The sequence below is a fragment of the Oceanobacillus longus genome (assembly GCF_042650085.1).
GTDB classification, from domain to species: domain Bacteria; phylum Bacillota; class Bacilli; order Bacillales; family Amphibacillaceae; genus Oceanobacillus; species Oceanobacillus longus.
Window position 1 is genome coordinate 658,602 of the sequence record NZ_JBHSAO010000001.1, and the last position, 25,823, is coordinate 684,424.

At 37.1% G+C, this 25,823-nt stretch carries 31 protein-coding genes; 26 read left to right on the forward strand and 5 right to left on the reverse strand.

Annotated elements, in window-relative coordinates:
• The first annotated feature begins 2 nt into the window (after nucleotides 1-2).
• Entirely contained in the window at nucleotides 3-1,262 is a 1,260-nt protein-coding gene (locus ACFOUV_RS03365) for a dihydrolipoamide acetyltransferase family protein (protein ID WP_379495344.1), read from the forward strand.
• Between the two features lie 117 nt (nucleotides 1,263-1,379).
• A complete protein-coding gene (locus ACFOUV_RS03370) occupies nucleotides 1,380-1,811 on the forward strand; it encodes a BrxA/BrxB family bacilliredoxin (protein ID WP_379495345.1) in 432 nt (143 codons plus the stop codon).
• Between the two features lie 213 nt (nucleotides 1,812-2,024).
• Here the strand turns inward: ACFOUV_RS03370 and prli42 are convergent, their stop codons facing one another.
• Nucleotides 2,025-2,162 (reverse strand): stressosome-associated protein Prli42, encoded by a 138-nt coding sequence (gene prli42, locus ACFOUV_RS03375; protein WP_379495346.1) that lies wholly within the window; start codon nucleotides 2,160-2,162, stop codon nucleotides 2,025-2,027.
• Nucleotides 2,163-2,294: 132 nt separating this feature from the next.
• On the opposite strand from prli42, the gene ACFOUV_RS03380 reads away from it, so the two are divergent.
• The 5 genes from ACFOUV_RS03380 (at nucleotide 2,295) to ACFOUV_RS03400 (ending at nucleotide 8,874) form a co-directional block, all read left to right on the forward strand.
• On the forward strand, nucleotides 2,295-3,923 hold the full coding sequence (locus ACFOUV_RS03380) for an acyl-CoA mutase large subunit family protein (protein ID WP_379495347.1): 1,629 nt from the start codon (nucleotides 2,295-2,297) through the stop codon (nucleotides 3,921-3,923).
• 15 nt (nucleotides 3,924-3,938) lie between these two features.
• Entirely contained in the window at nucleotides 3,939-4,760 is an 822-nt protein-coding gene (mce, locus tag ACFOUV_RS03385) for a methylmalonyl-CoA epimerase (RefSeq protein ID WP_379495348.1), read from the forward strand.
• The gene (locus ACFOUV_RS03390) at nucleotides 4,760-6,304 is read left to right on the forward strand and encodes an acyl-CoA carboxylase subunit beta (protein WP_379495749.1); all 1,545 of its coding nucleotides are present in this window, start codon (nucleotides 4,760-4,762) and stop codon (nucleotides 6,302-6,304) included. Before mce ends, ACFOUV_RS03390 begins: the two co-directional genes overlap by 1 nt.
• A 44-nt stretch (nucleotides 6,305-6,348) precedes the next feature.
• Nucleotides 6,349-7,476, forward strand: a complete 1,128-nt coding sequence (locus ACFOUV_RS03395) for a M20/M25/M40 family metallo-hydrolase (protein ID WP_379495349.1) — start codon at nucleotides 6,349-6,351, stop codon at nucleotides 7,474-7,476.
• 144 nt (nucleotides 7,477-7,620) lie between these two features.
• On the forward strand, nucleotides 7,621-8,874 hold the full coding sequence (locus tag ACFOUV_RS03400) for a DNA polymerase IV (protein WP_379495350.1): 1,254 nt from the start codon (nucleotides 7,621-7,623) through the stop codon (nucleotides 8,872-8,874).
• Nucleotides 8,875-8,925: 51 nt separating this feature from the next.
• On the opposite strand, the gene ACFOUV_RS03405 is transcribed toward ACFOUV_RS03400, so the two are convergent.
• Genes ACFOUV_RS03405 through ACFOUV_RS03415 form a run of 3 tightly spaced genes read right to left on the reverse strand, consistent with a single transcriptional unit; the run spans nucleotide 8,926 to nucleotide 12,000 of the window.
• A complete protein-coding gene (locus ACFOUV_RS03405) occupies nucleotides 8,926-10,296 on the reverse strand; it encodes an aldehyde dehydrogenase (protein ID WP_379495351.1) in 1,371 nt (456 codons plus the stop codon).
• A 13-nt stretch (nucleotides 10,297-10,309) separates the two neighbouring features.
• On the reverse strand, nucleotides 10,310-11,236 hold the full coding sequence (rnz, locus tag ACFOUV_RS03410) for a ribonuclease Z (protein WP_379495352.1): 927 nt from the start codon (nucleotides 11,234-11,236) through the stop codon (nucleotides 10,310-10,312).
• A 38-nt stretch (nucleotides 11,237-11,274) separates the two neighbouring features.
• Nucleotides 11,275-12,000, reverse strand: coding sequence for a glycerophosphodiester phosphodiesterase (locus ACFOUV_RS03415; RefSeq protein WP_379495353.1), 726 nt, complete (start codon nucleotides 11,998-12,000; stop codon nucleotides 11,275-11,277).
• Between the two features lie 164 nt (nucleotides 12,001-12,164).
• On the opposite strand from ACFOUV_RS03415, the gene ACFOUV_RS03420 reads away from it, so the two are divergent.
• From ACFOUV_RS03420 to ACFOUV_RS03430, 3 genes are all read left to right on the forward strand, one after another.
• Nucleotides 12,165-13,124 (forward strand): MBL fold metallo-hydrolase, encoded by a 960-nt coding sequence (locus ACFOUV_RS03420; RefSeq protein ID WP_379495354.1) that lies wholly within the window; start codon nucleotides 12,165-12,167, stop codon nucleotides 13,122-13,124.
• Nucleotides 13,114-13,908, forward strand: coding sequence for an SDR family NAD(P)-dependent oxidoreductase (locus ACFOUV_RS03425; protein ID WP_379495355.1), 795 nt, complete (start codon nucleotides 13,114-13,116; stop codon nucleotides 13,906-13,908). Before ACFOUV_RS03420 ends, ACFOUV_RS03425 begins: the two co-directional genes overlap by 11 nt.
• Before the next feature lie 79 nt (nucleotides 13,909-13,987).
• Complete coding sequence (locus ACFOUV_RS03430) at nucleotides 13,988-14,320, forward strand: iron-sulfur cluster biosynthesis family protein (protein WP_379495356.1); 333 nt, start codon at nucleotides 13,988-13,990, stop codon at nucleotides 14,318-14,320.
• A 106-nt stretch (nucleotides 14,321-14,426) separates the two neighbouring features.
• Here ACFOUV_RS03430 and ACFOUV_RS03435 read toward each other — a convergent pair whose 3' ends face one another.
• Entirely contained in the window at nucleotides 14,427-15,353 is a 927-nt protein-coding gene (locus ACFOUV_RS03435) for an aldo/keto reductase (RefSeq protein WP_379495357.1), read from the reverse strand.
• A 134-nt stretch (nucleotides 15,354-15,487) separates the two neighbouring features.
• Here ACFOUV_RS03435 and ACFOUV_RS03440 point away from each other — a divergent pair, with 134 nt between their 5' ends.
• From ACFOUV_RS03440 to xerD, 16 genes are all read left to right on the forward strand, one after another.
• Entirely contained in the window at nucleotides 15,488-16,033 is a 546-nt protein-coding gene (locus ACFOUV_RS03440; protein WP_379495358.1) for an NUDIX hydrolase, read from the forward strand.
• A gap of 277 nt (nucleotides 16,034-16,310) precedes the next feature.
• Entirely contained in the window at nucleotides 16,311-16,571 is a 261-nt protein-coding gene (locus ACFOUV_RS03445) for a metal-sensitive transcriptional regulator (RefSeq protein WP_379495359.1), read from the forward strand.
• 143 nt (nucleotides 16,572-16,714) lie between these two features.
• On the forward strand, nucleotides 16,715-17,011 hold the full coding sequence (locus ACFOUV_RS03450; protein WP_379495360.1) for a rhodanese-like domain-containing protein: 297 nt from the start codon (nucleotides 16,715-16,717) through the stop codon (nucleotides 17,009-17,011).
• 12 nt (nucleotides 17,012-17,023) lie between these two features.
• Entirely contained in the window at nucleotides 17,024-17,596 is a 573-nt protein-coding gene (locus ACFOUV_RS03455; protein ID WP_379495361.1) for a sulfurtransferase TusA family protein, read from the forward strand.
• Nucleotides 17,597-17,628: 32 nt separating this feature from the next.
• Nucleotides 17,629-18,027 carry a DsrE/DsrF/DrsH-like family protein gene (locus ACFOUV_RS03460; protein WP_379495362.1) on the forward strand — a complete coding sequence of 133 codons (399 nt, stop codon included), beginning with the start codon at nucleotides 17,629-17,631 and terminating at the stop codon, nucleotides 18,025-18,027.
• 28 nt (nucleotides 18,028-18,055) lie between these two features.
• Nucleotides 18,056-18,283 carry a sulfurtransferase TusA family protein gene (locus ACFOUV_RS03465; protein WP_379495363.1) on the forward strand — a complete coding sequence of 76 codons (228 nt, stop codon included), beginning with the start codon at nucleotides 18,056-18,058 and terminating at the stop codon, nucleotides 18,281-18,283.
• A 73-nt stretch (nucleotides 18,284-18,356) separates the two neighbouring features.
• Complete coding sequence (locus ACFOUV_RS03470) at nucleotides 18,357-19,139, forward strand: sulfite exporter TauE/SafE family protein (RefSeq protein ID WP_379495364.1); 783 nt, start codon at nucleotides 18,357-18,359, stop codon at nucleotides 19,137-19,139.
• Between the two features lie 36 nt (nucleotides 19,140-19,175).
• Entirely contained in the window at nucleotides 19,176-19,535 is a 360-nt protein-coding gene (locus ACFOUV_RS03475; protein ID WP_379495365.1) for a rhodanese-like domain-containing protein, read from the forward strand.
• 17 nt (nucleotides 19,536-19,552) lie between these two features.
• Nucleotides 19,553-19,855 (forward strand): rhodanese-like domain-containing protein, encoded by a 303-nt coding sequence (locus tag ACFOUV_RS03480; protein ID WP_379495366.1) that lies wholly within the window; start codon nucleotides 19,553-19,555, stop codon nucleotides 19,853-19,855.
• A gap of 47 nt (nucleotides 19,856-19,902) precedes the next feature.
• Complete coding sequence (locus tag ACFOUV_RS03485) at nucleotides 19,903-20,292, forward strand: DUF302 domain-containing protein (RefSeq protein WP_379495367.1); 390 nt, start codon at nucleotides 19,903-19,905, stop codon at nucleotides 20,290-20,292.
• Nucleotides 20,293-20,453: 161 nt separating this feature from the next.
• Nucleotides 20,454-21,581 (forward strand): MBL fold metallo-hydrolase, encoded by a 1,128-nt coding sequence (locus tag ACFOUV_RS03490; protein ID WP_379495368.1) that lies wholly within the window; start codon nucleotides 20,454-20,456, stop codon nucleotides 21,579-21,581.
• Nucleotides 21,582-21,887: 306 nt separating this feature from the next.
• Nucleotides 21,888-23,033, forward strand: coding sequence for an endonuclease Q family protein (locus ACFOUV_RS03495; protein ID WP_379495750.1), 1,146 nt, complete (start codon nucleotides 21,888-21,890; stop codon nucleotides 23,031-23,033).
• A 166-nt stretch (nucleotides 23,034-23,199) separates the two neighbouring features.
• Nucleotides 23,200-23,838 (forward strand): stage II sporulation protein M, encoded by a 639-nt coding sequence (gene spoIIM / locus ACFOUV_RS03500; protein ID WP_379495369.1) that lies wholly within the window; start codon nucleotides 23,200-23,202, stop codon nucleotides 23,836-23,838.
• A gap of 108 nt (nucleotides 23,839-23,946) precedes the next feature.
• Nucleotides 23,947-24,402: a ferric iron uptake transcriptional regulator gene (fur, locus tag ACFOUV_RS03505; RefSeq protein WP_379495370.1), complete on the forward strand. Its 456-nt coding sequence runs from the start codon at nucleotides 23,947-23,949 to the stop codon at nucleotides 24,400-24,402.
• A 224-nt stretch (nucleotides 24,403-24,626) separates the two neighbouring features.
• A complete protein-coding gene (locus ACFOUV_RS03510) occupies nucleotides 24,627-24,833 on the forward strand; it encodes a DUF4227 family protein (protein ID WP_379495371.1) in 207 nt (68 codons plus the stop codon).
• 5 nt (nucleotides 24,834-24,838) lie between these two features.
• Nucleotides 24,839-25,732, forward strand: a complete 894-nt coding sequence (gene xerD, locus ACFOUV_RS03515) for a site-specific tyrosine recombinase XerD (RefSeq protein ID WP_379495372.1) — start codon at nucleotides 24,839-24,841, stop codon at nucleotides 25,730-25,732.
• Nucleotides 25,733-25,823 lie beyond the last annotated feature (91 nt).

A 25,823-nucleotide genomic window follows, 5' to 3' on the forward strand; every position in this document is an offset into this window, starting at 1 on the left:
GTATGTCCAGAGAAAAGATAACAATGCCTCAATTAGGGGAGAGTGTGACAGAAGGAACAATAAGTGCCTGGCTCATTAAAGTTGGTGATCATGTAAATAAATATGACCCGATTGCCGAAGTAATGACAGACAAGGTAAACGCAGAAGTTCCGTCTTCCTTTGCTGGTGTCATTAAGGAACTTTCTGCTGATGAAGGAGATACAGTAGCCGTTGGTGATTTAATTTGTTACATCGAAGCAGAGGGAGCAGAAACCAAAGATACCACCGCTCAGGAAAAAGAAGAGGTTATAACAGAAAATAAAGAAAAAAATACGCCAGAAGAAGAATCGATGAAGAAGAGATATTCACCTGCTGTGTTGCGGATGGCTCAGGAAAATGCTATTGATTTGAATGATGTAACAGGTTCCGGTCGGGGAGGTAGAATTACAAGGAAGGACCTTGAAAAGATTATTTCTTCCGGCGAAATGTTGAATGATTCTCAAGTCCGACCGGTTACCAATACAGACATCGATCAATCGGCTTCCAGAAAAACAAACCATACAGCTGGAAAGGATCTTCAAACAGGTGACATTGAGATTCCCGTTAAAGGGATTAGAAAAGTAATTGCAGAAAATATGGTAAAGTCTAAACAGGAGATTCCACATGCGTGGATGACGGTGGAAGTCGATGTTACAAACCTTGTTAAATACCGTAGCACAGTGAAAGATAGTTTTAAAACCAACGAAGGTTATGGGTTAACTTATTTTGCTTTCTTTGTAAAAGCAGTTGCACAGGCCTTAAAAGAATATCCTCAGCTAAACAGCATGTGGGCAGGTAACAAGATTGTTCAAAAAAGAGCAATAAATCTGTCCATTGCCGTCGCTAAAGAAAATGAACTTTTCGTTCCAGTTATTAAAAATGCTGACGAAAAGACAATTAAAGCAATCGCACGCGATATCCATGAACTGGCCACCAAAGCAAGAAATGGAAAGTTAACATCAGAGGATATGCAGGGAGGAACTTTTACTGTAAATAATACAGGATCATTTGGTTCCATCTCCTCAATGGGAGTAATTAATCATCCCCAGGCAGCAATTTTGCAAGTAGAATCCATTGTTAAGCGTCCAGTAATTATTGACGAGATGTTTGCAGCCCGTGATATGGTTAATTTATCCTTGTCATTGGACCATCGAATTCTTGACGGGCTTGTTTGCGGAAGATTTCTCTCCCGTTTGAAGGAAATTCTAGAAAATATGAATGATAATACGATAAATTTATACTAAAAAATTTTAATCACGTCTAATTCCTAGTTTTCAAACATTTTAAATTGAAAATTCTTTCCGGACTTGGTAAGCTAATGTAAGATAGATAAATACATTAAGTAAAGGGATGGTTATAATATGGATTTCAATTTGTTTATGCAGGATGTAGTAGATGCTGCACGCAAAGATATTAAAGAAGCAGGTTACGAAGAGCTTAGAAGTCCTGAAGATGTAGATTCTGCACTAACCCGTGAAGGTACTACACTTGTTATGGTCAACTCAACATGTGGTTGTGCAGGTGGCGTTGCGCGTCCAGCTGCAGCAAATTCCATTCATTACGATAAACGACCAGATCATCTGGTAACGGTCTTTGCTGGCCAGGACCGTGAAGCGACAGAAAAAGCCCGTGAATATTTTGAAGGATTTCCACCTTCTTCTCCGTCGTTTGCACTTATGAGAGACGGGAAAATAGTTACAATGCTGGAACGTCACGATATTGAAGGACATAGCCCAATGGAAGTAACAAGCAGATTGCAACATGTTTTTGAAGAAAATTGCAAAGAACTGTAAGACTGCAGCATTAATTAGTTTCATATAATCCATAACCTGAGGCTGCCATTATAAAATTGTCAGCCTCATTTTATACATATTACTACATTTTACATAGAGAAATAAAAGTGAGGATTGGCAATCGAACGATAAAAACAGCAAAAAAAGAAATAAAGACTGGCACTTGTATAAGGCCAGTCTTTATTCAAAGACCTCTTGTTTATTTATGATAAATTAAATTAAGAAAGCTAAGCCAGCAGTAAGCGTGGATAACAACATCGCAATGATCATGATATATACAATAATTTTATTTCTCCGTTCGCGTTTTGAACGTTTTCTCGGAGCGGATTTGTGGTTAACATTCGTAGCCAAAATAGATCCTCCTTTATTAACATAACTTATCATTCATTCTATCGCGAAAATTAACTCTGGACAAGTATTAAAAAAAGATTGAAAATAGCATTAATAATAAAAATTTCAAATCTGCAATGGGGGGTATTATGTATGGACAAGAAAAAGAACAAATGGGAAGAATCAGTTGCGAAAACATTAAAGCGCTTTCCCGAAAGGAAGGAAACATTTACAACTTCCTCCGATATAGAAGTGCAACGATTATATGATGCAGAAAATGATCAAAGAGAACGAAACTATCCTGGCCAATATCCATATACACGCGGTATCCAGCCAACAATGTATCGCAGCCGATTTTGGACAATGCGGCAATATGCAGGGTTTGGCTCTGCTAAAGAAACAAATACACGCTTCCGTTACCTCTTGGATCAAGGACAGACTGGTTTATCCGTGGCTTTTGATTTACCAACGCAAATTGGATACGACTCCGATGACATTATGTCAGAAGGAGAAGTTGGCAAAGTTGGAGTAGCTATCGATACATTACAAGATATGGAGACACTGTTAAATCAAATCCCACTGGATAAAGTTAGTACATCGATGACAATTAATGCACCTGCAGCTGTCTTGCTCTGCATGTATATTGCGGTCGGAGAGAAGCAGGGCGTTCCACTGGAAAAGCTGACTGGAACGATACAGAATGATATTTTGAAAGAATATATTGCAAGAGGAACATACATCTTTCCTCCTAAGCCATCCATGCGATTAATAACCAACATCTTTGAATTTTGCCAGGAAAAGGTACCCAAATTCAATACGATAAGCATATCCGGTTATCATATTCGGGAAGCAGGCTCAAACGCTGTCCAAGAAGCAGCTTTCACGATCGCTAACGGTATAGCTTATGTCGATGCTGCAATAGAATCCGGTCTTGAAGTCGATTCCTTTGCACCAAGACTTGCTTTCTTCTTTAATGCACATAATAATTTCTTTGAGGAAGTAGCAAAATTTCGAGCTGCCAGAAGAATCTGGGCGAAAATTATGAAGGAACATTATAAAGCAAAAGATCCAAAAAGCTGGAAATTACGATTCCATACCCAAACCGGGGGATCTACCCTAACCGCACAGCAACCGGATAATAATATTGTCCGTGTTACATTACAGGCATTGGCTGCAGTTATGGGTGGAACGCAAAGCCTTCATACTAATTCACGTGATGAGGCGCTTTCTTTACCGACGGAAGAATCTGCTAGAATTGCCTTAAGAACGCAACAGATAATTGCACACGAAAGTGGAGTTGCCGATTCAATTGATCCGTTAGGGGGGTCCTATTATGTGGAAGCACTAACAGACGAAATGGAACAAAAAATAAATGAATACCTTGATCAAATTAAAGAAATTGGTGGTGCCGTTCAAGCTGTTGAAGAAGGTTTTATGCAGCGAGAAATTCATCAAAATTCATATGAAATACAGAAAAATATTGAGAAAGAAGAGGAAGTCATTGTTGGGTTGAATAAATTCAAGATGGATGAGGAAATAAATCCAGATTTATTGAAAGTTGACGAAGAACTGGAAAAATCTCAGATTGAAACATTACAGACCATTCGTAAAAAGCGGGATCAAGAGGCAGTTGATAAAGCATTAACGGAATTGAAGGAAAACGCAAAAAATACAGATTCCAATTTAATTCCTACTATTTTGGATGCTGTTAGAGCTTATGCATCCGTTGGAGAGATTTGTAATGTGCTGCGCGATGAATTTGGAGAATACACAGGTCTATAAAAGGGGGAAAGAGATATGAAAAAAATACGTGTACTTGTAGCAAAACCAGGTTTAGACGGGCATGATCGAGGTGCTTTGGTAATTGCCCAGGCACTAAGGGACCATGGAATGGAAGTCATTTATACTGGGTTACGTCAATCTCCTGCCCAAATTGCCCAGGCGGCGGTACAGGAGGACGTCGATGTTATTGGCCTCTCCTCATTATCCGGCGCCCATCGAACATTGTTTCCAAAAGTATTGGAGGAGCTTGATAACCGTAGTGCAAGTGAGATCCCGGTAATTGGCGGTGGGGTTATCCCCAGTGAAGATATTCCCTACCTGCTGGATAAAGGAATTAAGAAAGTCTTTACAAGTGGTTCGTCCACCGAAGTATTGGCCGCCTATATACAGGAAATGATAGATCCACAAACAAAGTTAGTAGAATCACCTAAAAAAATTGCTCACATTGGAATTGCTGTCGAAAATATTGATGTAGCACTTTCATTTTATACCGATTTACTCGGATTGGAACTCGAGGCAGTTGAAAAAGTAGAATCAGAAGGTGTCAAAGTTGCATTTATTAAAATTGGTGAATCCAGACTGGAGCTTTTGGAGCCCCTCAATGAATCTTCTGCACTAAAGAAATTCCTTGATAAGAAAGGAGAAGGTATCCATCACATCGCATTAGAAGTGGATAACATCAATTCCAGACTTCAGCAATTGAAACAGCAGGGGGTTACGTTGATTAATGAGGAAGCAAAAGACGGGGCACATAATAGCCAGATAGCATTTATTCATCCGAAGGCAGCAAACGGTGTACTTTTCGAATTATGCCAGCATAAAGGAAGTGACAATTGATGGACATGTTCGATAAAATTAACGAGCTATACGATAAACGGCGTCAGGTCCAGCTTGGCGGTGGTGACGAGCGAATTGAAAAACAGCATGACAAAGGGAAGATGACAGCGAGGGAACGTATTGACTACTTGCTGGATGAAGGATCATTTGTTGAATTAAACCCTTTTATAGAAACAAGGGTAACTGATTTCGGCTTGGATAATGGCGCGAAAGGTGAAGGGGTTGTTACTGGTTACGGAAAAATTAATGGACAATCTGTATATTTATTTGCCCAGGACTTCACCGTTTATGGTGGTGCATTAGGAGAAATGCATGGTAAAAAAATTGCGGCCGTTATGGATTTGGCAGCCAAAAACGGTTTTCCTTTTATTGGCTTAAATGACTCAGGTGGAGCAAAGATTCAAGAAGGTGTATCTTCCTTAGATGGATATGGACATGTCTTTTATCGAAATTCCATCTATTCCGGAGTCATCCCTCAAATTTCAGTCATTATGGGGCCCAGTGCTGGAGGAGCAGTATACTCCCCTGCCATTACTGACTTTGTAATTATGGTGGAAAAAACGTCCCAAATGTTTATAACGGGGCCAAAGGTAATTGAAACAGTGACAGGGGAAAAAATCTCAGCTGAAGACCTTGGTGGAGCACATATACATAATTCTAAAAGTGGCAATGCACACTTTCAGAAAAGCTCTGAAGAAGATGCATTGGATACGGTACGTCAATTGATTGATTTTCTTCCTGCAAATCATAAAGAAAAATCAAAAAAAGTCCCCTATGAATCAGCTGATGAATTACGTCCGGATTTAACAGAATTGGTGCCATTTAATGCCTTAAGACCATATGATGTGAAAAAAGTAATTGAACAGGTTGTTGACCAAGATAGTTTTCTTGAAATTCAGAGTAAATTCGCCAAAAACATTGTTGTAGGCTTTGCTAGAATTAAGGGGGAGACAATCGGTTTAGTATGTAACCAACCCAAATTTTTAGCAGGTGGTTTGGATATCGATTCTAGTGACAAAGCAGCACGGTTTATCCGATTCTGTGACTCATTTAATATTCCAATTATTACGTTTGAGGATGTAACTGGTTTCTTTCCAGGGGTAAAGCAGGAACATGCCGGTATAATTCGCCACGGTGCTAAGATACTTTATGCTTATTCAGAAGCCACGGTACCGAAAATAACCGTTATAACAAGAAAAGCCTATGGTGGTGCCTATGTTGCACTTAACAGCAAATCAATTGGCGCGGACATTGTGTATGCATGGCCAAATGCTGAAATTGCTGTAATGGGACCAGAGGGTGCTGCAAACATTATTTATGCTAAAGAAATAGCCGAAAGTGAAAACCCTGCACAATTAAGACAGGAAAAAATTGATACGTACCGCGAAAAATTTGCTAATCCATACGTAGCTGCTGGTCTTGGAATGGTTGACGATGTTATTGACCCTCGAGAAACAAGGCTTAAATTAATCCAGTCACTCGAAATGCTACGTAATAAACAGGAAGATCGACCAATTAAAAAGCACGGAAACATCCCACTGTAAAAAATACGCAACTTATAGTAGCCTATATACTGGGAGGTTTTTAAATGACAAAAATAAATCAAGATAGATTAATTGAAGAATTTGTGGAACTCGTAAAAATCGACTCTGAAACAACGTTTGAAACTGAAATAGCTGAGGTACTTAAAAAGAAATTCTCAGACTTGGGTCTTGACGTATACGAAGATAGTAGTAAGGAAGAGACAGGACATGGTGCAGGCAACTTAATATGTACCCTTCCAGGTAATGTAGATGGGGCAGATCCAATTTACTTTACATCCCATATGGATACCGTTGTACCTGGTAAAGGGATAAAACCTTCTATTAAAGATGGGATTATCACTTCAGATGGAACCACTATACTAGGAGCGGATGATAAAGCTGGTCTGGCTTCCATGCTTGAGGCAATTCGTATTATTAAAGAAAACCAAATTCAGCATGGAGATATTCAATTTGTAATTACAGTTGGTGAAGAATCAGGTTTAGTTGGAGCAAAAGCACTTGATGCCAAACTTATTCAAGCAAAATATGGTTATGCTCTGGACAGTAATGGTGATGTCGGTGATATTATTGTTGCTGCACCTACTCAAGCGAAAGTATTTGCTGTAATTAAAGGTAAAACGGCACATGCTGGATTAGAACCCGAAAAAGGGATTTCTGCTATTACACTAGCTGCAAAAGCAATTTCTAAGATGCCGCTTGGAAGGATTGATGAAGATACAACAGCCAACATTGGTCGTTTTGAAGGTGGGAAACAAACGAATATTGTTGTAGACCACGTGGAAATACTTGCTGAAGCAAGATCACTTGTACCAGAAAAAATGGAAAAACAAGTAGCTAAGATGAAAGAAGCATATGAAAAAACTGCAGAGGAGTACGGTGGTTCAGCTGAAGTTACGATTAAAATAATGTATCCTGGCTACAATCAAAAAGCGGGAGACCAAGTAGTTGAAGTAGCAAGAAAAGCTGCCAAATCAATTGGAAGAGAAAGTAAACTTCTAAAAAGCGGTGGGGGTAGTGATGCCAATGTTATTGCTGGCCTTGGTATTCCTACCGTCAATCTAGCTGTTGGCTATGAAGGAATTCATACAACAGATGAGCAAATAGCTGTTGACGATCTTGTTAAGGTAACCGAATTAGTTACTGCAATTATCCAAGAAGCGTCCGCACAATAATTTTGCCCCTTAAGTTTTTATAGCTTAAGGGGTTTTTTATTATGTTATAATTAACTTAACTTTTGTTGATTGAAAAAGGAAATAATGTTTGATGCGAAAGTTTGAATAAATAAGTATTATTATCAGAAAAAAGGATGTTTTTTAATGGAAATTTCAGAACGGAAGAAAGGTCGAGTCATTTTTCATATAGATATGAACTGCTTTTATGCATCTGTTGAAATGGCCTATAATCCAAAACTGAAAGGTAAGCCATTAGCAATTGCAGGCAATCCTGAGGAACGTAAAGGCATTATTGTGACAAGCAGCTATGAAGCAAGGGCAAAAGGGGTAAAAACCACGATGCCTATCTGGCAGGCTAGAAAGCTTTGTCCTGAACTAATCGTTATGAGACCTAACTTTGACCGTTATCGTCAGGCTTCCAAAGAGATTTTTAAGATGCTTTCCGACATTACGCCTTACGTCCAGCCCGTTTCCATAGATGAAGGTTATATGGATGTTACAGAGACAGAATATCTCGGCACCCCATTGGAAATTGCTCAAAACCTTCAGCAACAAATATTAGCTGAATTGGATATTCCTTGCAGTATAGGTATTGCGCCAAATAAATTCCTTGCTAAAATGGCATCGGATATGAAAAAGCCATTAGGTATAACAATTTTGAGAAAAAGAGAAATATCAAAAATTCTGTGGCCATTGGAAGTTGGGGAAATGTATGGGGTGGGGAAGAAGACAGCAGAAAAATTAAACTCGATACAGATACAAACAATTGGTGATCTGGCTAATAAAGATGTTTATGAGCTGAAACAGTTACTCGGGATAAATGGGGAAAGACTGAAAAGCAGGGCTAACGGCACCGACAAAAGACCAGTGGATCCGGATGCTGTATATGAATTTAAAAGCATCGGTAGCTCACAAACACTTCCTTCAGATACAACCGACTGGGATGAACTTAGTAAATTGATGAATCAGCTGGCAGACAACGTCGAAAGAAGAATGAAACGAAAAGAAGCAGCAGGCCGGAGTGTGCAAATCATGATTCGTTATCACGATCGAAAAACAGTTACAAGAAGCAAAAAGCTACAAAGTTATATCCATAGTAAGTCAGACATTCTTCTGATTGCAATGGAATTACTTGAGAAACATTGGAATAATAATCCAATTCGTTTGCTGGGAATTACTGTTCAGGATGTCGAAGAAAAACGCAATCTTGGTCAACAGCTCGACATTTTCACTTTTGAAAAAGAGGCAAAAAAAGAAAATCTGTACTCAGCTATTGATATACTTTCAGAGAAATACGGGAAAAATACCTTTAAACAACTAAAAGATACAGACAATAAGGATTCTGACCAGCCAAGAACAAGCTTTCAAAAAGACTTCCTAGATGATTATAAGCGCTAAAAACCCGCACCTATTGAGAGGTACGGGTTTTTATATGCAAGGAATTATTTATTATTTCATTAAGTTTTTAACAACCTTTGACGCCATTTTATTGCCTGGATAGCGAAAAGGCATATCAAATTTAGTAGTCTGTTTTAAAATGCTTTTCTTGTGAGTAAAAGTATCAAAACTATACTTTCCATGATAGGCTCCCATACCACTATTCCCAACTCCTCCAAATGGAAGATGTGGATTGGCGAGATGATATAAGGTATCATTTATGGAACCACCACCAAATGATACATACTCCATCACCTGCTGTTGCATTTTTTCATTCTCACCAAAATAATAAAGAGCGAGTGGCTTTTCCATCCTTTTAATTTTAAAGAGAGCGTCTTCGATATTAGTAAATGTCAGAACAGGTAAAATTGGACCAAAGATCTCATCTTTCATAATGGAATCTTCCCATGTTATTTTATCCAAAATGGTTGGCTCGATCATCAGTGATTCACGATTGGTATTTCCACCATGTAACACGGAACCTTCTGAAAGGAATTTTTCAAGACGGTCAAACTGTTTTTCATTGATGATTCTAGTAAAGTCTTCATTCTTTAAAGGTTCTCTACCATATAGTGTTTTAATATATTTTTTCATCGCTTTTAAGAGTTTAAATTTTGCTTTTTCATGTACGTATACATAATCTGGCGCAACACAGGTTTGTCCTGCATTTGTAAATTTACCCCATACGATTCTCTTGGCAGCGAAATTAATATTTGCATCTTCATCAACAATTACCGGGCTTTTCCCGCCTAATTCAAGTGTAACAGGTGTTAAATATTCACTAGCAGCCCGCAAAACGATTTTCCCTATTTGGGAACTCCCTGTAAAAAAGATATAGTCAAAACGCTGTTTAAGCAATGCTTCACTAGCTTCCTCAGCTCCCTCGACCACCGTAATATACGAGCTATCAAATGTCTGATTAATCATACTCGAAAGCAGGGCTGAGGTTGCTTTGGCATGTTCAGACGGTTTAATAACGACACAATTCCCTGCAGCTATCGCACCAATGACAGGTGCGATGGCCAATTGTAACGGATAATTCCAAGGAGCAATTACTAAAACAACTCCAAACGGTTCCTTCATAATATAACTTTTTGAGCCCTTATGGGTAATAGGAGATTGAACTTTATCCGGTTCCATCCATACTCTTAAGTTTTTTAACGCCAGATCAATTTCTAAATAAAGCATACCAAGCTCAGTAGTAAGCGTTTCATGGTTCGATTTGTTTAAATCTCTTTTTAACGCTCGGTAAATCTTACCTTCATTATCTTTCAGCATATCTCTCAATTTTTGTAACTGATTTTTACGAAATTGATAATCAACAGTATTCCCATTCAAAAAGAATGACCGCTGATTATCAACAACTGCTTCGGTGTACTCCATAGTAACGTCTCCTCTAGTTATGGTTATCTATTTTAAATTCAAAAAAGTCTTTTGCAAGATATGTAGCTTGGAATACTTCGCGTGCTTCCGACAAGATACTTAGATCATCTTCCTGTTGATAACGGGAGGATATATGCGTTAAAATCAACTGTTTCACACCACCCTCCGCTGCTAGTGTAGCAGCCTGTGTATTCGTTGAATGATAATAATCCCTTGCCAAATCCACCTTATCATGCATAAAGGTAGCCTCATGTATTAATACGTCCGAATTTTTCACGAACGGAATGTGATCTTTTTGCATTCTCGTGTCTCCAAGTATTGTAATAACTCTGCCTTTTTTACTTGGGCCGATTAAATCTTTCTGATACAACTGAATCCCATCATTCGTAATAATCATTTCGTTTTCTTTTATCTCACGATAGATAGGCCCAGGCTTAATACCAATTTCTTTTAATTTATGGACCAAAAGCTCTCCTGGTTTATCCTTTTCTACTACCCGATAGCCAAAACTTTGAATGGCGTGATCAAGTTGTTTCGCATACACTGTAAATTTATCCTCATTCAGAATCTCTCCCTCTGTTACTTCTACAATATTTAGGGGATAAGTGAGATGGGTCCCGCTGATTTGAAGGCTTGTTAAAATAAATTCCTCTATGCCTTTTGGTCCATAAACAGTTAGCAGTTCATCACCAGCTTGAAACGAGCGACTGCTTAATAAACCTGGAAGACCGTAAATATGGTCTCCGTGTAAATGAGTAATAAAAATCTTGTTTATTTTCCTAGGTTTAATTGAAGTTCTCAGAATTTGATGCTGTGTTGCTTCACCGCAATCAAACAACCAGATATTATTTATTTCCTGTAGTAGAGTTAATGCCACAGAAGATACATTACGCTCTTTGGATGGAACACCAGCGCCAGTACCAAGAAATATTAATTCCATATTCATCCTCCATTTTAAGTCAATTCCTATGATTACTATTATAATATATTTCGATAGGTTAGTGCTTTATTTGGTACATCTGTAATTAACCCGTCACACCCAGTAGAGAAGCATCGCATAATGTGAGAGAATTTATTAACGGTATATACACGCAAATCCATCTTTTCCTGATGGCAGTGCTCAACAAGAGACTTATTCAATAATCGATACTTTATATGAATTGCGTTTGCCCCAAGCCCTTTTGCATAGACAACAAGATCCTTTCGCTTACGGGATGTAAGTAAAGCACTATCTATACGTTTATTTAGAGATTCCAGACGCATAATACTCTTTGGATTGAAGGTGGAAAGGGTTGTTCTCTCCAATAAATTATAGTGGTCTACCATTTCGTATACGATGTTTTCTATATTTTTATAATCTGTTTTATTGTTTTTCAACTCAATATTTAAGTCAAGCGGCTTATCGATTGTCCATTCTAGAAATTCCTGAAGCGACATAATGGATATACCTGTGAAACTATTGGAAAACCATGAACCTGCATCGAGATGTTTCAGATCACTAAAATTATAATCGATTACATACCCTACACTATTTGTTGTTCGCTTCACATGCTCGTCATGGATAAGTACAGGTATGTTATCTTTAGTCAATTGCACATCCGTTTCGATACCTTCCGCTCCCATCTCATATGCTAATTGAAAGGCCGGCATGGTATTTTCGGGAGCATACTTGCTGGCGCCACGATGGGCAATGATTTTCGTCATCGATTTCACCTCTTTCTTCTAATTGTGTTTTATTTTTAGAGATAAGTCAATTTCAACCGGCTCTAACCTCCGTCAGCATACATTAAATTGTAATGAATGTACTTTTATCCAGATTAGAGTTAAAATAAAATGAATGACTATTCATATCGTAGGGGGCATATTTATTGAATATCGTAGAGACAATCAGTCAACTGACAATACCTACACCGTTTGAAGTAGGTGACGTTCATGTTTACTTAATAAAAGGAGATAGGCTGACTCTTGTAGATGCCGGTGTCAAGACTAAACAGGCAAAATCAGCATTAGAATTTCAATTAAAAGAACTAGGCTATAAACTTAATGATATCGAACAACTTATTTTAACGCATCATCACCCAGACCATATCGGATTGATCGAAGAATTTCCACGACTACAGCATATCGTTGCACATGAAAAGGTAGATGTATGGTTAACGAGGGATCCAACATTTAAACAACAAAATGAACAATTTTTCGATTTGTTCTACTTTCAAACAGGAATTCCTGAAAAATTTCACCATGTTCTTTCTGAGCTAACTGACACGTTTCGATATGCTGGAGAGGGAACATTAACAGGAACTATCGAAGAAGGGGATCTGTTACCCGGACATCCAGAATGGAAAGTTATTGAAACAAAAGGACATGCACAGACACATCTATCTTTTTTAAGAGAAAGCGATGGATTGTTTATTGGTGGTGACCATCTAATAAAACATGTTTCTCCAAATCCTATAATTGAATCTCCTGTTAATCAAGGGGATGAAAGGCCAAAGCCAATGTTGCAGTACCGGAATAGTCTAAAGAAATGCCAGCGGTTGGAAATAGCAACCGTATTGCCAGGTCACGGTGAAAAGTTTTCCAGTGTAAATGAAATGATAACCAAACGGCTATTCAGCCAGGAAAAGCGAGCGAATAAAGTATACAATTTATTAAAATCGAATCCTTCAACTCCATATGAAATTTGCATACAGCTTTTTCCAAGACAGTATGAGAAGCAGATTAATTTAACGATGTCTGAAACAATTGGTCAACTTGATTATTTACTGGACGAGGGGCTTATTGATTATTCGATGCACGATGGGATTATGAATTACTATGCAAAGTAAAATCCACAACAAAAAAATAATTGTTACTGGCGCTTCAAGCGGTATTGGTGAACGAATTTGCTGGCATATTGCAAAAAACGGTGGAAAGCCAATTATGTTGGCACGTTCCATTGACAAGTTAACTAATTTACAAATTCATCTTAAGAAGGAGTTTGGGACTGACAGTTTTATTTATAAAATCGACCTTCAAAAACAAGATGAAATTGATTCAGTCATCAACCATATTCTACTGAATCACAAACAAGTTCATGGCCTAATTAATAATGCTGGTATCGGGGTTTTTGACTACATAACAGATATGAAATGGAATGACGTTTCACAGATGTTTACACTTAATGTATATGCATCTATGAAAATTTCCCAATTACTCATTCCACATTTTAGCGAACATCATACTGGTCATATTGTAAATATAGTATCCCAAGCTGCCAAAATATCTACGCCTAAATCTGCTGCATATGGTGCTTCAAAACAAGCAATACTTGGCTTCACAAACACCATGCGACAGGAAATCAAGAGGGATCGTATATTTGTAACAGCAGTTAACCTAGGGCCAGTCCGTACCAATTTCTTTTCGATTGCCGATCCAGGGGGTTCTTATCAGAAAAACGTTGAACGTTATATGCTAGATCCTGACATGGTGGCTAAAAATGTTGTCCAAAGTCTTTTCTCAAACAAAAGAGAAATCAATATGCCCTTTTGGATGGAGATTGGAAGTATTTTTTACAGATTATTCCCTCGCTTGATGGAAAGGCTGCTTAAAAGTCAATTCAGCAAAAAGTAAATGCAGATGTTTAGACAACTTAACGGTTAGGATTTATAGTTTATAAACAGAACAATTAATGAAGGAGAGAATATCTTTTATGAAGTTAACAATAACTCCTGAAGCTGAAGACCAGCTGAAAAAACTGCAGAACGACAAGAATAGTTATCTCCTCTTCTGGTATGACATAGCAGATTGTGGATGCGGTGTAAACGGAATACCTACTATAAGATTTACAAAAAACAAAAAAAACTCCTATGCACCTGTGGAAAATGAACAATTTGTAACATTAATCGATGAAGATCAAGCAGTATTCTTTGCAGATGAAATGAACCTGAGTATCCATAAAGGGGTTTTCAGACTATCGAGCAAAGAAGGGATATTAAATCCATTTATCCCTTCTCAAAATCTGTTACAAACCGATGAAGCTTGATGTTTCCATATATACAATCGAAATGGAATACTAAAAAGGGATATAAATTGAAAAAATTTCAATTTATATCCCCTTCACTTGAATAGGATTACTTTAATATAAAATGCTATTGTAGCCGATGTTTGTCATACTGATTGGCATGTGTTATTCGTTTCATTTGTTCATATGTTTGGTCAGACAATAACTTAGAATGATCAAAATCAGTGTTTTCACGAATCTGTTCCAACGAACTTGCGCCAAATACAGCTGAAGTAACAGCAGGATGTTTTTGGACATATTTCAAAGCAAGTTCATTCATGGACTCGTTATCCTTTATTAATATGGATAATTCTGTGTTAATTGACTTTAGTTCATCATACGAATAATCAAGGTAACCATCTTTCCCTTTCGTGTTAATAAGTTTTTCAGCATGGTTGCTCAGCATGCCTTTAGCAAGTGGGCCACGACTTAGTACACTGATATTATTGGACCGCAATAAGTCCAACACTTCTTCTTCAGGTCTGCGGTCTAAGAGACTATATTGCGTCATGACACCATCAATCGAGGACTGCTTAACAAACTCCTGGATAACATTAGGTCGAATGGAGGAGATTCCATAAGCCCGGATCAGTCCCTCCTTTTTCAGTTGTTCAAATGCTTCAATAGTTTCACTAATTGGGTCTTCCATTGTTCCTCCATGAAGCATGTAGAAATCGATATAATCCGTATTTAATCTTTTTAAACTGTCCTTTGCTGCTTGAAGAATATACTTTTTCGACGGATCCCAGTACCAGTCCTTTGTCGCACGGTTAAAATGATTTCCAACCTTTGTAGTTAATATAATCTGATTTCTTTTTTCTTTCATTGCCTTTCCGATGACTTCCTCATTTGCACCGAAATCATACAAATCTGCAGTATCCAAATGGTTAATTCCTGAATCGATAGCATAATCAATCATTCTGTCAACTTTTGACTGTTCTGTACCAAGAGACATACAGCCCAGTGTCAGTTCCGAAATTAAAATGTCCGATTTGCCCAACTTGGTTTTATTCAATATAAATACACTCCCTTTTAATCCTTGTCTTTTATTGTAAGTACAGCTAGTATGGATTACAACTTTTTATACATAGAAAGTCAGCACATTATGCTAAAATGAGAAAAAGAAATAAATCAAATAAGGGTGGTAAAATGAAGAAATTTGAAGAAAAAACAATTAAAAGTGAAAAAATCTTTAACGGAAAAGTAATTAACCTACAAGTAGATGAAGTCACATTACCCAATGGTAAAACGTCAACTAGAGAAACTATTAAACATCCTGGAGCTGTAGCAGTAATTCCGATAACAAAAAATAATAAAATAATTCTAGTAGAACAATATCGTAAACCGTTAGAAAAATCTTTGATTGAGATTCCTGCCGGCAAACTGGAGAAAAATGAAAATCCTCTTGCAGCTGCGGTTCGCGAATTGGAAGAAGAGACAGGATATACAACAAAGGATTTATCCTTCGTCACCTCATTCTATACCTCACCAGGATTCGCTGACGAGCTGATGTATATATATATTTCGGATCAATTAGTAAAAATGGATCATCCTCCACAGGGGGATGATGATGAGTTTGTTGAAGTCCATGAATTGACGCTGGAAGAGGCAAAACAATATGTCATCGAGGAACGGATCCATGATGCAAAAACGAACTATGCGATACTCTATTTGCATGCCTTAGGGAGAATGTAATCATGATTTCATTTTTCTTATAAAAGGAGTTAGATAAGAAGTCCGTTGAACACTCCTTCGTAATCGCTGGAAGAGGGTCGGGCCTCACCAGCGAAACTTAGGAAGTTTTGCAGCACAGATCGGTGACCTGGCCTAAGAGGCTTAATTTTCCTCATTCGTCACAAGTGAACTACTTCGGCACATTCCATCGGTCCATTTATTGTATATAGTAAAAGGGTTGACTTTATACGTGTAGGGGTATATTATATTGGTATCACAAAAAAGGAGAAACTTAGTTATGAAATATGATGACAAAATGAAAAACCGTCTGAAACGGATTGAAGGACAAATAAGAGGCGTACTAAAAATGATGGACGAAGATAAAGATTGTAAAGATGTTGTTACACAGTTATCTGCAGCAAAAACTGCTTTAGATCGTACTTCAGCGTTAATTGTTAGCAAGAACTTAGAGCAGTGTATACGCGAAGAACAGTCGAATGGAGAAAGTGCAGAAACGGTTATTAATGAAGCTGTCAATTTACTTGTCAAAAGTAGATAAATCCACAAGTGGCAATCAATATTTTTTTAGTTGACAAAATACCTAACGGGGTATAATATAGCAATTGTCGTTACTTTTATTTTTTGTTTCATTTAATACCTATACGGGTAACGATATACACTAGTAAAATGGAGGGCATCTTAATGAAAGAAATTACTGCAATCGAATTAGAACAAAAAATAATTAACGGGGAGAACGTAAATATTATTGATGTACGCGAAAACGAGGAAGTAGCATTAGGAAAAATTCCTTCTGCACGTCATATTCCTCTGGGCCAGATACCTGAAAAGTATACTGAACTGAACAAAGAGGAACATTATTATATGGTTTGCCGGTCAGGTGGACGAAGCAACAATGCATGTGCTTTCTTGGAAGAGGAAGGCTACGATGTAACCAATATGGCTGGTGGAATGATGAGCTGGGAAGGCGAAATAGAGTAAAGGAGGATATACATGAATATCACTGCAAATGAAATACTCGATGCAAAAGGTCTAGCATGTCCGATGCCAATCGTTAAGACAAAAAAAGCGATCACAAATCTTGATCCAGGAAATGTATTAGAAGTACTAGCAACCGATAAGGGATCTACTGCAGATCTTAAAGCCTGGTCTGAAGGAACGGGTCATCAGTATCTGGGAACTGTAGAAGAAGACGATGTATTGAAACACTATATTCGTCGGGCAAGTGATCACGAAACAAAAGAAGAGAAGAAATTTGAACATGTAATTGATTTGGATGGACTCCAACAAAAGATGGAAGCAAATGAAGATGTGGCGGTCTTGGATGTACGAGAACCAGCTGAATATGCATTTGGCCATATTGCCAACGCCAAAAATATACCCTTAGGGGAAATTGATGACAGAATCAATGAACTAGGGAGCGATAAAGAACTATTTATCATCTGTCGTACAGGCAGTCGCAGTGACTTGGCAGCTCAAAAGTTGACAGCTAAAGGATTTAAAAATGTAAAGAATGTCGTTCCAGGTATGTCTCAATGGAATGGTCCAACAGAAAAAAATAACTAAAAAAATTAAAGAATACTAGGAGGAAATTTATTATGGCTAACACAAAAGTAGCAATTATCGCATCAAACGGAGGACTCTTCGACGCATATAAAGTATTCAATATCGCAACAGCAGCTGCGGCATCAGACGCAGAAGTAGGAATCTTCTTCACATTTGAAGGATTGAATTTGATTCATAAAGAGGCACACAAAAACCTTGCACTCCCAGAAGGAAAAGAACATTTCGCAGAAGGGTTCAAACAAGCAAATGTTCCTTCAATTGAGGAATTGGTACAGGTGGCGCAAGAGATGGATGTTAAAATGATTGGTTGTCAAATGACAATGGACGTGATGAACCTGGATAAGGATCAATTTATCGAAGGAATTGAAGTTGGCGGAGCCGCAACATTTATTGAATTTTCGAAGGACGCTAATATTACACTAACATTTTAATAAAATAAACGAACAAGGAGGAGAAACGATGGATTCTGCAAAAGTATTGGACGCAAAAGGATTGGCATGTCCGATGCCAATCGTAAAAACAAAAAAAGCAATGGATCAGATCAACCGTGATGAAATTCTAGAAGTCCATGCAACAGATAAGGGTGCTAAAAGTGACCTGGCAGCATGGGCAAAATCTGGTGGACATGAAATCGTAAAAAGTACAGAAGAAGATGACGTACTGAAATTTTGGATAAAAAAAGGGTAATAACTAAATGAATATAGTATAAAAGAGGATCCAATTTTTGGATCCCCTCTTATTGCGGAGGGAATTTTAGAAAATGGAATATAGTATTTTATTTATCATAACGCTATTTCTCATCGGTTTTGTTGGTTCCTTCATCTCTGGAATGGTTGGGATAGGTGGATCAATCATCAAATATCCGATGTTATTATATATTCCGGCGATGCTTGGACTATCTACATTCACGGCACATGAGGTGTCGGGTATTAGCGCCATTCAAGTATTATTTGCTACGATTGGTGGTGTATGGGCATACAGGAAAAGTGGCTATTTAAACAAAACCTTAATCATTTATATGGGTGCTGCCATTCTGATAGGTAGTTTTATTGGAGGGTTCGGTTCCCAGTCCATGTCTGAAGACGGAATTAATCTTGTTTACGGGATACTAGCAACAATTGCTGCAGTGATGATGTTCATTCCTAAAAAAGGTATTGATGACATCCCTTTGGACCAAGTTACCTTTAATAGATGGATTGCTTCCTTCTTTGCTTTCATTGTTGGGATTGGATCAGGAATCGTGGGAGCTGCAGGAGCATTTATTTTAGTACCGATTATGCTGGTTATATTAAAAATACCAACAAGAATGACGATTGCTACATCTCTTGCCATCACATTTATCTCTTCCATTGGTTCGACTACAGGTAAACTTATGACCGGTCAAGTATTGTTTGTACCTGCAGTCATCATGATTATCGCAAGTCTAATTGCTTCGCCTCTTGGCGCAAAATACGGTCAAAAGATAAATACAAAAATATTGCAGGGAATCCTTGCAGTACTTATTTTAGGAACAGCCATCAAAATATGGTTGGATTTTTTCTAGGATGGTTGAATAATTGACAGAATAGGAGTTTGATAGATGGATATTTTACAATGGATTATCATGATTATTGCTGTAGTCTTTGTGGTAAAGTTCTTCCTCCCGGTGAAGGGGATCTCGGATATAACTACAAAAGAAGCAAAGGATAAATTTAAAGCAAAAGATGTTCAATTTATAGATGTAAGAACACCTGGCGAATATAAGGCAAATCACCAGAAGAAGTTTAAAAATATCCCATTATCCAGCTTAGCAGGAAGAACCAGTGAATTGGATAAAAATAAAGAAGTAGTCGTCATTTGCCAAAGTGGTATGCGCAGTGCAAAAGCTGCTAAAATCCTTAAGAAAAAAGGGTTTGAGAAAGTAACCAATGTTAAAGGCGGCATGGGTGCCTGGGTATAAGAAAGGTTGTTTATGAAATGGCAAAACAAGTACCTCCAAAAACAGTTGCTCATCGACTTCAAAATGGGGAAGATGTTTTAATTCTAGACGTGCGGGAAAACAATGAAGTAGAAGATGGAAAAATTCCAGGTGCTAAGCATATTCCAATTGGTCATATCGCCTTACGTCAAGATGAATTGAATAAAAATGAAACCTATGTCGTTGTATGCCAATCCGGTAATCGCAGCAAAGCTGCATGCGGTATATTAGAAGCACTTGGATATAAGGTGGAAGATATGGTTGGTGGAATGAACGACTGGAATGGTGAATTGGATAAATAATTTTATTTGTAAATGTAAACTCTATATCAAGAAGGGAGCCTAAGTGTATGTTCCATTATACAGTTGAAACGGAAAAATCAATGGATGAAGCAATTCAATCACTTGAAGAAAGCTTAAAAGAAGAACAATTCGGGATACTTTGGCAATTTGATATAAAAGAAACATTACAGAATAAAGGTTTTGATTTTGAACAGCCTTATGAAGTATTGGAAGTTTGTAATCCAAAGGAAGCGAATAACGTATTAACTGAAAATCAACTCGTAGGTTATTTCCTGCCATGCAAGATTGTTGTTTATCAGGATTTGGAAACCAATAAGACCAAAATTGGCCTGCCAAAACCAACTGCTTTAATCGAAATGGTAAATGAAGAATCGTTGAAAGGCTTTGCAGCTGATATTGAAAATAGATTAATTACATGTATTGATAAAAGTATTTAACATTTTTGAGAGTAACTGGGGAAATAGAGAGGCTTTGATTCTCTGTTTCCACAAAGTATGATGTATTCCTATTTTTTTATAATCAACAATACCCCATTAGGTATGTTGAGGTACCGAGAAGAACCAAAGAGTCAAATTTTAAAATCGTGGAGGTATTTATTATGTCATTTGTAGCGATGGAGTCAAAAGATCTTGCAGAGAAAATTTTTAATAAAGAAGAGTTATTCATATTGGATGTTCGTAATGAACAGGAATTCGGTGAGTGGAAAATCGAAGGGAAAAATATTAAACACTTAAATGTACCGTATTTCGAATTGTTAGATGGTGTCGAAGAAATTAAGGAGCAAATCCCTGCTAGCAAAGAAATTTTAGTTGTGTGTGCGAAAGAAGGATCATCTGTCATGGTATCGGAAATGCTTTCGGATGCTGGATTTGAAGTGTTCTACCTCAAAGGTGGAATGAAAGCATGGAGCGAACATATGGAGCCAGTTAAAGTAGGCGATTTGAACAACGGCGGAGAATTGTATCAATTTGTCCGTCTTGGTAAAGGTTGCTTGTCTTATATGGTCATTTCCAATGGAGAAGCAGCTGTAATCGATGCAACACGTACGGTAGAAATTTTCACAAATTTTGCGTCTGAAAAAGGGGTAACCATTAAGCATGCATTGGATACACATTTACACGCGGACCATATTTCTGGTGGAAGAGCAATAGCTGAAAAAACTGGAGCAACATACTGGTTACCACCAAAAGATGCGGAAGAAGTAGTCTTTGAATATAAAGCTTTAGAAGATGGTGAAGATATTGCTATCGGAAACACTACCATTAACATCCATGCCTTATATTCTCCGGGCCATACCATTGGTTCAACATCTTTCGTAGTGGATGAGAAATATTTAATGACTGGTGATATTCTCTTTATTGACTCGATTGGAAGGCCAGATCTTGCAGGACTTGCACAAGATTGGGTAAGTGATTTAAGAGAGACACTTTATAATCGATACCGTGAACTATCAGAAGAACTCATTGTATTACCTGCCCACTTTATGATTGTGGAAGAGTTAAATGAGGATGGTAGTGTTGCTAAAGAACTTGGAACACTTTTCTCTGAAAACCATGGTTTGAATATTGAAAGTGACGAAGAGTTCCGTAAATTAGTTACAGAAAACCTTCCACCACAACCAAATTCCTATCAGGAAATTCGACAAACAAATATGGGTAAAAGTAATCCGGAAGAAGAAAAACAAAGAGAAATGGAAATTGGACCAAACCGTTGTGCTGTTAGATAGCGAATCAATAATGAGGAAGTAAAGCATTAATATGTTTGTAGGATTGGATTAGAAAAGATAAAAGGTATTGTTTGATTTTTATCTTAAACAACAGCATAAAATAGATACAATGTCACAACAATAATATTGTGGCATTTTTTCTTATAATCTGTGATATTATTGTGATGATATTTTGATGACTAAAAATATAAGTTCATATCTTAATTGAGGTGAAAGACATTGAATAAGAAAGCGATAAATCCCGAAAAGAAGGGGTTTATAGAAAGTCATAAACGTTTATCAAATTGTAAAACCTATTTTGCTGATATGCATATTCATATCGGTAGAGATATTTACGATAAGCCTGTAAAAATTACAGCATCAAAAAATCTTACGTTAACCAATATACTTCTTGAGTCCAGCCGTAATAAAGGGATTGATTTGATTGGTGTCATTGATTGTCATGCTCCGGCTGTGCAGCAAGAAATAAAACAATTGATCAGTCAAGGTGATGCCATCGAATTAAGTGACGGTGGGATACGCTTCGAAAAAGTTACTTTAATTCTCGGTTCAGAAATAGAAATCTATGATGAACATTGTAAGGGACCAATCCATGTTCTCTTGTATCTCCCAACACTTTCGGCTATGGAACATTTTTCAGAATGGTTGGCTGCGCGAATGAAAAATATAACGTTAAGCTCCCAACGTTACTACGGAACAGCTAAAGAGCTCCAATATAAAGTAAAAGAACTTAACGGATTATTTATACCGGCTCATGTTTTTACTCCTTTTAAAAGTTTATATGGGAAAGGGGTAACCAAATCTTTAGTTGAAGTTTTTGATCCCGACTTGATTGATGGTATTGAACTCGGCTTAAGCTCTGATACCCCCATGGCAGATCAAATACAGGAATTACATGACTTTACATTTGTAACGAATTCTGATGCGCATTCTTTGGCCAAAATAGCAAGGGAATACCAAGAAATCGCTTTGAAAGAACCTTCTTTCAAGGAGTTTAACTGGGCTTTACATCAAGTGGCAAATAGAAGAATTTTACGAAACTTTGGTATGAATCCACAATTAGGAAAATATCATAAAACGGTTTGCAGCAATTGTCTGACCTCACTTGCTACAGATGTAACGGAATGCCCTAAATGTGGGTCACACAAAATTATAAAAGGCGTATTCAATCGTATTCAAGAGTTAAAAACAGGGGAAAACACGAAGACGAATCGACCACCATACTTGCATCAGGTCCCATTAGAGTATATTCCAACCCTTGGACCTAAAACATTTAAAAAACTACTTGAAAGATTTGGAACAGAGATGAATGTCATACACAACGCAACAATCGAAGAATTAGTAGAAATAGTACCCGATAAACTAGCACACTCTATTATTCAAATGCGCGAAGGAAAACTTAAGATAAATGCAGGTGGGGGAGGGAAATATGGGAGTATTGCTCCTTCCTGATTGTCTATTAAATTTAGTTCATTGGTATTTTTGTTACGGAATCCTCATAGTTTTAATTATGGAGGTTGTTCAAGAAGTCCGGTGAAAAGGTCGCATTAATTTTTGTCCTTTTCATCCTCCTTTTTGAACACTTACTTTATGACTATCGTTTGTTGGGAGGATTCCAATGTATAAAAACACTTTTCTGGTATGGGAACACATTAAACAGCATGCAACGGTCTATCTTTTTATGATTATTTTGTTTTTAACCGGAATTATTTTCGGTGCAGTGATTGTTAATAGTATGGATTTCATCCAGAAACAGGATTTGTTTTTCTACCTGGAACGCTTTTTTGTCCAAATCACTGAAGGAGTATCTATAGAAAAGAAAGATATTTTTTGGCAAAGTTTTATTTTTCATGCAAAATACCTAATTTTATTATTTGTATTAGGATTATCTGTGATCGGACTACCTTTGGTATGGATCCTCTTATTTGTAAAGGGAATGGTTGTCGGTTTTTCTGTTGGTTTTATTGTAAATCAACTTGGATTGCTGGAAGGGCTGTTTCTAGCTTCTCTTTCCATAGCTCCTCAGAATATAATTATTATCCCTGTATATATTACGGCTGGTTCATTATCAATGATTTTTTCGCTTGGCTTGCTTAACAAACTCTTTTCCCGTAGAAACAATCAACAATTACTTCAGCCATTCATTAGATATTGTATTATCTTTATCTTATTATTGATATTATCATTACTGGCAGCGTTTATAGAAGCTTATATTGCCAATAACGCTATGGAAGAACTCATTAAATCATTTTATTAATAATAATAATTGTTTTATACTTATTATAATTAAAAGGTGAGAATATACTTTGACACGAAAGTATTTGGTGCCTATAATAAAGATGGGATATGAGGGAGGCGACCTGCCATGGAACACCGTATAGAACATATAAAAAAGCAGCTGCATGCACATAGCTATAAGCTAACTCCTCAGCGAGAGGCGACAGTCCGTGTCTTATTGGAAAGAGAAGAAGACCATCTTAGTGCAGAAGATGTCTATCTACTTGTAAAAGAAAAGTCTCCTGAAATTGGTTTGGCTACCGTATATCGGACTTTGGAATTGCTTTCTGAATTAAAAATTCTTGATAAAATTAATTTTGGTGATGGAGTCTCTCGTTATGATCTTCGAAAAGAAGGCGCCAAACATTTTCATCATCATCTTGTATGTATTGAATGTGGTTCCGTTGAAGAGATAGTAAATGATTTATTGGAAGACGTAGAAAAAATTGTACAGAATGACTGGGGTTTCGAAGTGAAGGATCATCGTTTAACCTTTCACGGAATCTGTAAACAATGCCAGGAAGCAACCGTGAAAGCAACTTAAGATTAAAAGCTTACTTTAAAGATAACGAAAGCCTTTTTCCAATCGGAGAAAGGCTTTCATACGTTAAAGAGCCGAATGAAATGTATTGCCATGAAGTAAATATATTTTTCACGCACTCTAATTTACAAAAACCGTGAAAAAGGTTACATTTGAATAGTATATTGTGATTCTATCGAAGCATATCCTAAAATTAGAAGACTAATTAATTTTAGGGAGACTAGCGTATGAAGAGATTAATATGGGATACACTAAAAGTTTTTATCATATTCACGTTATGCACTTTCTTATTCTATTATGGATTACAACTATTGCACAGTGAATATGAACAAATGCATCGTTTCGATCCTCCAGAAGGACCCGCAATAAAGGTAAACCAATCACAAAGTAGATTATTTGAACGAATTCCTATCATTTTTCAGCGGGGAGAGTAAATGTTATGCTTAAACACGCAATTGAAGATTTTTTTCACTTTCTGCAAATCGAGAGAGGATTATCGGATAATACACTTCAATCCTATGGACGTGACTTAAAGCATTATATGGAGTGTATTGAGAAATCAAGACAAAAGCAAGCGTGGGAAGCGGTATCAAGAAATGATATTATGGATTTTCTTTATATTTTAAAGGATGAAGGTAAATCCTCGTCTACAATATCAAGACATGTTTCAGCAATTCGAACTTTTCACCAGTTTCTTATTCGAGAGCAGATTGTTACACATGATGCAAGCTTACATATTGAAACACCAAAAAAAGAAAGAAAGCTTCCAGATGTTCTATCACAAAATGAGGTGGATAGATTACTTGATATACAGAAGAACACAGCACTGGCAGTCCGTAACAAAGCTATGTTGGAATTATTATATGCAACAGGTCTTCGTGTCACGGAATTAATTACATTAAAAGTTAGTGATCTTCATCTAACAATGGGTTTTGTTCAGTGCTTAGGGAAAGGCTCAAAGGAAAGAATCGTCCCCTTAGGAGATGTAGCAAAAAGTGCAACGGAAAATTATCTGGAGTCATCCAGGCAAAAGCTGGTAAAGAATAACAAACAAGAAACAGCATTGTTTGTTAATCAGCATGGAAGGCCTTTATCAAGGCAAGGTTTTTGGAAGATTTTAAAATCCCTTGTACAAGATGCTGGAATCAATAAAACGATTACTCCACACACACTCAGACACTCATTTGCAACACATTTACTGGAAAATGGAGCAGATTTAAGAGTTGTTCAAGAAATGTTGGGACATGCAGATATCTCTACAACTCAAATATATACGCATGTAACCAAAACGAGACTGAAAGATATGTATAAAGCTTATCATCCTAGAGCTTAGCTTTATATTTATATTTAAAATTAGTTGTCTGACATCCTACATCATAAATTTGAAACATATATATGACGTGATGCGGGAATATACTTACAGG